Below are 6,830 nucleotides of genomic sequence, written 5' to 3' on the forward strand. Positions count from 1 at the left end.
CCCAGAGGCGGCGAACGCGCTGCGTAGCCTGGGGTTGGCTACTCACGTCGTCGAGTTCGCGCCCCGGCTGATGCCGGCCCAGGTCGACGAGGCCGGCGGGCAGACGCTGCGAGCCCACATCACCGGGCTCGGGATCGGCGTCCACACCGACACGGCCACCGAGCGGATCGAGGCCGATCCCGACGGGCGGGTCACCCGGATGGTCTTCGCCCGTCACCCCGAGGGGCTGGCCGGCCTCGACGCCGACGTCGTCGTGTTCTCGGCGGGGATCCGCCCGCGGGACGCCCTGGCCCGCGAGTGCGGACTCGACGTCGGGGATCGCGGCGGCATCGTCGTCGACGAGGGCTGCCGCACCAGCGACGAGCACATCTACGCCGTCGGCGAGTGCGCCCTGGCGGCCGGACGGGTGTACGGGCTGGTCGCACCCGGATACGCGATGGCCGAGGTCGTCGCGGACCGTCTGCTCGGCGGCGGCGCGACCTTCACCGGTGCCGACATGTCGACCAAGCTCAAGTTGCTCGGCGTCGACGTCGCGAGCTTCGGGGACGCCTTCGGGACGACTCCCGGTGCGCTGCCTATCACGTTCGCCGACCCGGTGGCCAAGGTCTACAAGAAGCTGGTGCTCTCCGACGACGCGCGTAGCGTCCTCGGTGGCATCCTCGTCGGCGACGCCGGGGAGTACGGCATGTTGCGGGCCATGGTCGGCTCCGCCGGGGTCGTGCCGGACGATCCCGCGCGGCTCATCCTGCCGGACGGCGACGGCGACGGCGACGGCGACGGGGCAGGGGCCGGCGGCTCCGGGGCCGGGGTGGCGCTCCCCGCCGGGGCGCAGATCTGCTCGTGCAACAACGTCACCCACGGCCAGATCTGCGCCGCGATCAGCGAGAACGGCCTTACCGACGTCGCCGGGATCAAGGGGTGTACCAACGCGGGCACGAGCTGTGGCAGCTGCGTGCCGATGCTCAGGACAATCCTCGGCCAGCAGCTCGCCGCCGCGGGCATCGAGGTATCGAAGGCGCTGTGCGAGCACTTCGACGTCAGCCGGGCTGAACTGTTCGAGATCGTCCGGGTGCGGGGGATCACGACGTTCTCGCAGCTGATCGCCGAGCACGGTCGGGGCCGGGGCTGCGAGGTTTGCCGGCCGGTGGTGGCCTCGATTCTCGCCTCCCTTTACAACGGGTATGTCCTGGCCGGCGAGCAGGCCGCCCTGCAGGACACCAACGACCACATGCTCGCGAACATGCAGAAGGACGGCACGTACTCGGTCGTCCCCCGGCTGCCCGGCGGCGAGGTCACGCCCGAGACGCTCATCCTGATTGGCGAGGTGGCCCGGGACTTCAACCTCTATACGAAGATTACCGGTGGGCAGCGCATCGACCTCTTCGGCGCCAGGGCCGAGCAGCTGCCGAAGATCTGGAAGCGGCTGACCGACGCCGGACTCGAGTCCGGACACGCTTACGGCAAGGCGTTGCGGACGGTGAAGTCCTGCGTCGGGGAGACCTGGTGCCGCTACGGCGTACAGGACTCCACCACGCTGGCCGTCGACCTGGAGCTACGCTACCGCGGTCTGCGATCTCCCCAAAAGATCAAAATGGCGGTCTCCGGCTGTGCCCGGGAATGCGCGGAGGCGCGGTCCAAGGACGTCGGGGTGATCGCCACCGAGCAGGGCTGGAACCTGTACCTGGGCGGCAACGGCGGTCACCGGCCCCGGCACGCGGAGCTGTTCGCCTCCGACCTCGACACCGAGACGCTCGTCCGCTACATCGACCGGTTTCTGATGTTCTATGTGCGCACCGCCGATCGCCTCCAGCGCACCGCGCTGTGGGTGGAGAGCCTCGACGGCGGCCTCGGACATGTCCGCGAGGTCATCGTCGACGACTCGCTGGGCATCTGCGCCGAACTCGACACGGCCATGGCCCACCACGTCGCGACCTATCAGGACGAGTGGAAGACGACGCTGGCCGATCCGGTCGCACTGCGCCGGTTCGCCTCGTTCGTCAACGCCCCCGAGGCGGCCGACCCCGACGTCATCCACCTCCTCGAACGCGGCCAGCCCCGGCCGGCCCGCCCGGCCGAGCGGGCAGCCCTCATCGCCGGTGCCACGCTCCCCGTGGTGGCTGGCCGTTTCCTTACCTATCCAGGCTCCTTGCCTATCCAGAGGGACGAAACGGACACAAAAGCCTCTGAATAGGCAAGTAAGCGCATCCCGGACGATCTGGAGGCCGCCATGATCTGGACCGACATCTGTGCCCTGGACGATCTGACTCCCGATCGCGGCGTGGCCGCGCTCGTCAACGGCGCCCAGGTGGCCATCTTCCGGCTGAGCGACGGTCCCGTGCTCGCCGTCGGCAACGCCGACCCAATCGGCCTGGCCAACGTGCTCTCCCGGGGTCTCGTCGGCTCCCGCGGAGACCGGGCCGTGGTCTTCTCGCCGTTACACAAGCAGGCGTTCGATCTGGTGACGGGGGAGTGCCTCGATGCCGAGGGGGTGCGCCTCCCCGTCTACCCGGTGCAGGTGCAGGACGGTCGGGTGCTGGTCGGCCCCGTCGCGGCGGCCCGTCCGGTCAGCTGAGGCGGTCAGCCGGCCGGTCAGCCGGCCGGTCAGCCGGAATGGTCGGCTGCGGCGATCGGCCCCGAACGGGCTGGTCAGGCCCCACACTGGGAGAAAGCCGACGCGGGAGGGGACGAAGATGACCGGTGTGCAGACAGCCCCGGGCGGATGGGTGGCCCTTGTCGGTGGCGGTCCCGGGCGGGCGGATCTGATCACCGTACGCGGTCTGCGGCTGCTCCAGGCTGCGGATGTCGTGGTGGTCGACCGGCTGGCTCCCCGTGAGCTGCTGGATGAGGTGCGACCCGGTACCGAGATCATCGATGCGGGCAAGGCGCCGCACGGTCACAACCTGACCCAGGACGAGATCAACGCGGTGATCGTCGATCGGGGACTGCGCGGGCTCGGCGTCGTCCGGCTCAAGGGCGGTGATCCGTTCGTCTTCGGTCGTGGCGGCGAGGAGGCCCTGGCCTGCGCTGCGGCCGGCCTGCCCTGCGAGATCGTCCCCGGGGTGACGAGCGCCGTCGCGGTCCCCGCGCTCGCCGGGATCCCGGTGACCCACCGGGGCATCACCCAGGACGTGGCTGTCGTCAGCGGCCATATCGATCCGTCGCATCCCGGTTCCACCGCCGACTGGGACGCGCTCGCTACCGGTCCGGGCACAGTCGTCGTGCTGATGGGCGTCGGGGCACTGCCCGAGATCAGTCACGAGCTGGTGAAGCGGGGCCGCCGGCCGGAGACTCCGACCGCGGTGATCCACGCTGGCGGGACAGCCGACGAGACGATCATCACCGGGCCCCTGGCGGATATCGCCCGGCTCGCGGCCGAAGCCGCGATCAGTTCTCCCGCGGTTATCGTAATCGGAGATGTGGTTTCGCTACGTGATCGAATTATCGGCGTGATGGGTACCGTCGGGGCGGTCCCGGCGGAACCGCTTCCGGTGGAGCCCACGGTGTCGGCTTGACGCTCCCGCCGTCGGGTCGCCCGTGTCCACCCGGACCTTCAGCGCAGCGCCAGGATCCGGTCGTCCCCCTTTCTCGGGTCCCCTCGGCCGTCGGTGTTGCTGGTGATGATCCATACCGATCCGTCCGGTGCGAGCACCGCCGCGCGCAGCCGGCCCAGCTCACCGGTGAACGCCGCGCAGGGGGCGCCACGCACATGGTCACCGGCCAGGCCCACCTCCCACAGCCGCTGTCCGCGCAGCGCCGCCACGTACAGGGTGTCTCCACGGATCGCGACGCCGCTCGGGGATGCTTCGGCGGTGGTCCAGGTGACGAGGGGATTGCGCAGGCGGCCCTTGTCGGTGTCGCCGACGCCCTCCACCATCGGCCACCCGTAGTTGCCGCCCGGGATGATCAGGTTCACCTCGTCGAAGTTGTTCTGGCCGAACTCGGATGCCCACAGCCGTCCGGCCGTATCCCACGCCAGGCCCTGCACGTTGCGGTGGCCCATGCTGTAGATCAGCGAGCCCGGGAACGGATTGCTCGGCGGCACGCTTCCGTCGGGACGCATCCGTAGGATCTTGCCGTTCAGACTGGCGCGGTCCTGCGCCCGTGTGGTCACGCCGGCGTCCCCTACCCCCGCGTACAGCAGGCCGTCCGGGCCGAACCTGATCCGTCCGCCGTTGTGGATCTGGGCGTTCGCGAGCCCGGTGAGGATCGGTGCGGGGGAACCCGCCCAGTTCCCGGTCAGCCGGAACCGCACGATCCGGTTGTCGGCCCGGGTCGTGTAATAGGCGTACACGAAGTGATCGGCCGCGTAGGTGGGGGAGACGGCGAGGCCCAGCAGCCCCGATTCCCCGCTGTGCACCATGTCCGGAAAACGGGCGACCTCGGTAGGCTCGCCACCGCCGGCCGGGCGACGCAGGATACGGCCGCTGTCCCGTTCGCTGATCAAGGCGTCCCCGGAGGGGAGGAAGGCGACATCCCAGGGCGCCGCGAGACCCGTGGTGATGATGCGCAACTCGGGCTGCGGGCTGTCGCGACCCGCCGACGGTGCGGTGGTGGCCGGCTTCGACGACTCGGCCGGCCAGGGGCGGCCACCATTCCCGCCGCAGGCGGATACGCCGAGGCCCACCAGGGCGAGAATGGCGCTGACCAGGACGAGGCAGCGCACGGGAGGACAACGGGGAGATTCGGGGCGGCCCGCGACTAGGTCAGCCTTTGCCGCGGCGGCGCGGCCGGGCTTAGGAGACGTGACGGGCGGCAAGGACCGTCAGTAGCATCACGATCGCGATCAGCGCGACGATCACCTGCGGTGACATCTGGAAGAAGCTCTGGCGCAGGTACTCGCGCGAGGCGCGGCAGGTGGGACACCGGCCTTCGACCACCAGTCCGGCGCAGCGCGCGCAGACGAGATCCTCGCTGCCCATAGCGCCTCCTTCTCACCCGGGACGGATGCCATGATCGGGCGATCGTCGCACTTCCTCGGGGTGGGGACAACACCCGGACGTTTCGGATGGAGCACGACCGTTGGCGACACGCACGATCGACCTCCACGTTACGCCCGCGCACGGTGGCGTGCCGCTCCGTCAAAGGTCGACCGGGCGAGCGGTGACCCGCCCGGGGCTGTTCTCGGAGATTCCGGTCGGGCGTTAACCTGCGGCCTCCGACCTTCGTCACGCCCTACCATGCGGCTACTGAAAGTCATGGGAGTGCGGGAAGGCGCAATGATCGTTTTGAGTTCCGTGAGCAAGCGGTACCCGAACGGCGGCCGGCCGGCGCTGATCGATGTCACCGCGGAGATCGGTGCCGGTGAGTTCGTCTTCCTCGTGGGGCCGTCCGGATCGGGTAAGACCGCATTGCTGCGATTGCTGCTGCGGGAGGAACGGGCGACGTCCGGCCGGGTGCTGGTGGCCGGCCGTGACGTCGCGCGGATGCCGGACCGCGGGGTGCCCCAGCTGCGCCGGCTGGTCGGCTGCGTCTTCCAAGACTTTCGCCTGCTACCGAATCGGACCGTGGCGGCGAACATCGCGTTCGCCCTCGACGTGGTCGGCCGTCCTCGGCATGTCGTGCGCAGCGTCGTGCCGGAGGCACTCGACCTGGTCGGCCTCGCGGAGAAGGCGGACCGGTATCCTGATGAGCTCTCCGGAGGCGAACAGCAGCGGGTCGCAATCGCCCGGGCGTTCGTCGGCCGTCCTCGGGTACTGCTGGCCGACGAGCCGACCGGCAACCTCGATCCGAACACCAGCATCGAGATCGTGAACCTGCTCGACACTGTTCATCAGGCCGGCACCACCGTCGTGATGGCGACCCACAACGCGTCGCTCGTCGACGCGATGCGCCGCCGGGTGCTCGAGCTGAGCGACGGCGCGCTGATCCGGGACGAGGCTCGCGGGCGTTACAACCAGGATGATCTGGTGGTGCCGATGATTCCCCGGCCCGGGCCCCGGGTGCCGGCCGACCGGGTCCGCTTATGCGACCGAGTCTGCTGGCGTCGCTGCTGTGGACGGGCCTGCGCCGCAACCTGGCGATGACCTGCGCTATGATCATCACTGTCGCGATCTGCCTGGCGTTGCTGGGGTTGGGCCTGCTCCTGCGGGCGCAGGTGCACACCATCGACAGCTTCCTGCTCGACCAGATCGAGGTCGTCGTTGATCTCTCCGATGGCATCACCCCAGGCGAGCGGTCTGCCCTCGAGGCCGAGATCGCGGCGGATCCACTGGTCGTCGACGTGCGGTACGAAAGCAAACAGCAGGTGTACGACCGTTTCCGCCGGGACTTCCGTGGATCGCCCGACGTCCTCGCCGGTGTCGGACCCGACGACCTGCCCGCGGCGCTACGACTTACGCTCACCGATCCGCGAGCGGCCCGCGACATCGTCGTCACCTACACAGGCCTCGACGGGGTGGAAGCTGTGCGCGACCAGCGCGGCCTGCTTGACCCGTTGTACCGGTTCCTCGACGCCTTCACAGCGGGCGCCTTCGCCCTCGCCGCCGTGCAGGCCTTGGCGTCCTTCGCCCTCATCTACACGATGATCCGGATCTCGGCGCATGCTCGGCGGCGGGAGACTGCCATCATGAAGATGGTCGGTGCGTCCAACGGAACAATCCGGGCCCCGTTCGTCTTGGAGATCGCGGCGGTGGGGCTGATTGGCGGGCTGTTCGCCACGGGCGTGCTCGCGCTGGCCAAGATCTACCTGGTGGACGGTCGGTTCGCGAAGCAGACGATGTTCCCCCTGTTCGGTTGGTCGGCGGTCTGGGAGACCGCGGCCGTCGTGCTGGGGGTCGGTGTGCTCGCCGCCGCCGCGATGGCTTCGGTGGCGCTCCGCCGTCATCTACGGG

Annotated in this window: 7 protein-coding genes; 5 read left to right on the plus strand and 2 right to left on the minus strand. The window is 69.7% G+C overall.

The features are described 5' to 3' along the window. The 3 genes from nirB to cobA form a co-directional block, all read left to right on the plus strand. Positions 1-2,191, plus strand: a 2,191-nt coding sequence (nirB, locus tag AC08OT_RS17825) for a nitrite reductase large subunit NirB (protein WP_476603068.1), incomplete at its 5' end; no start/stop codon positions are given. A gap of 36 nt (positions 2,192-2,227) precedes the next feature. Then, the gene (gene nirD, locus AC08OT_RS17830) at positions 2,228-2,572 is read left to right on the plus strand and encodes a nitrite reductase small subunit NirD (protein WP_462186017.1); all 345 of its coding nucleotides are present in this window, start codon (positions 2,228-2,230) and stop codon (positions 2,570-2,572) included. Between the two features lie 118 nt (positions 2,573-2,690). Next, positions 2,691-3,512 (plus strand): uroporphyrinogen-III C-methyltransferase, encoded by an 822-nt coding sequence (gene cobA / locus AC08OT_RS17835; RefSeq protein WP_462186016.1) that lies wholly within the window; start codon positions 2,691-2,693, stop codon positions 3,510-3,512. 38 nt (positions 3,513-3,550) lie between these two features. On the opposite strand, the gene AC08OT_RS17840 is transcribed toward cobA, so the two are convergent. Continuing rightward, positions 3,551-4,663 (minus strand): PQQ-dependent sugar dehydrogenase, encoded by a 1,113-nt coding sequence (locus tag AC08OT_RS17840; RefSeq protein ID WP_476594253.1) that lies wholly within the window; start codon positions 4,661-4,663, stop codon positions 3,551-3,553. Between the two features lie 70 nt (positions 4,664-4,733). Beyond that, positions 4,734-4,919, minus strand: coding sequence for a hypothetical protein (locus tag AC08OT_RS17845; RefSeq protein WP_462186014.1), 186 nt, complete (start codon positions 4,917-4,919; stop codon positions 4,734-4,736). A 297-nt stretch (positions 4,920-5,216) separates the two neighbouring features. On the opposite strand from AC08OT_RS17845, the gene ftsE reads away from it, so the two are divergent. Both ftsE and ftsX read left to right on the plus strand, forming a co-directional pair. Beyond that, positions 5,217-6,023 carry a cell division ATP-binding protein FtsE gene (gene ftsE / locus AC08OT_RS17850; protein ID WP_476603070.1) on the plus strand — a complete coding sequence of 269 codons (807 nt, stop codon included), beginning with the start codon at positions 5,217-5,219 and terminating at the stop codon, positions 6,021-6,023. Next, positions 5,963-6,830, plus strand: an 868-nt coding sequence (gene ftsX / locus AC08OT_RS17855; RefSeq protein ID WP_476603069.1) for a permease-like cell division protein FtsX, incomplete at its 3' end; no start/stop codon positions are given. The genes ftsE and ftsX, both read left to right, overlap by 61 nt.

This window comes from Frankia sp. CgJB1, from assembly GCF_977947065.1.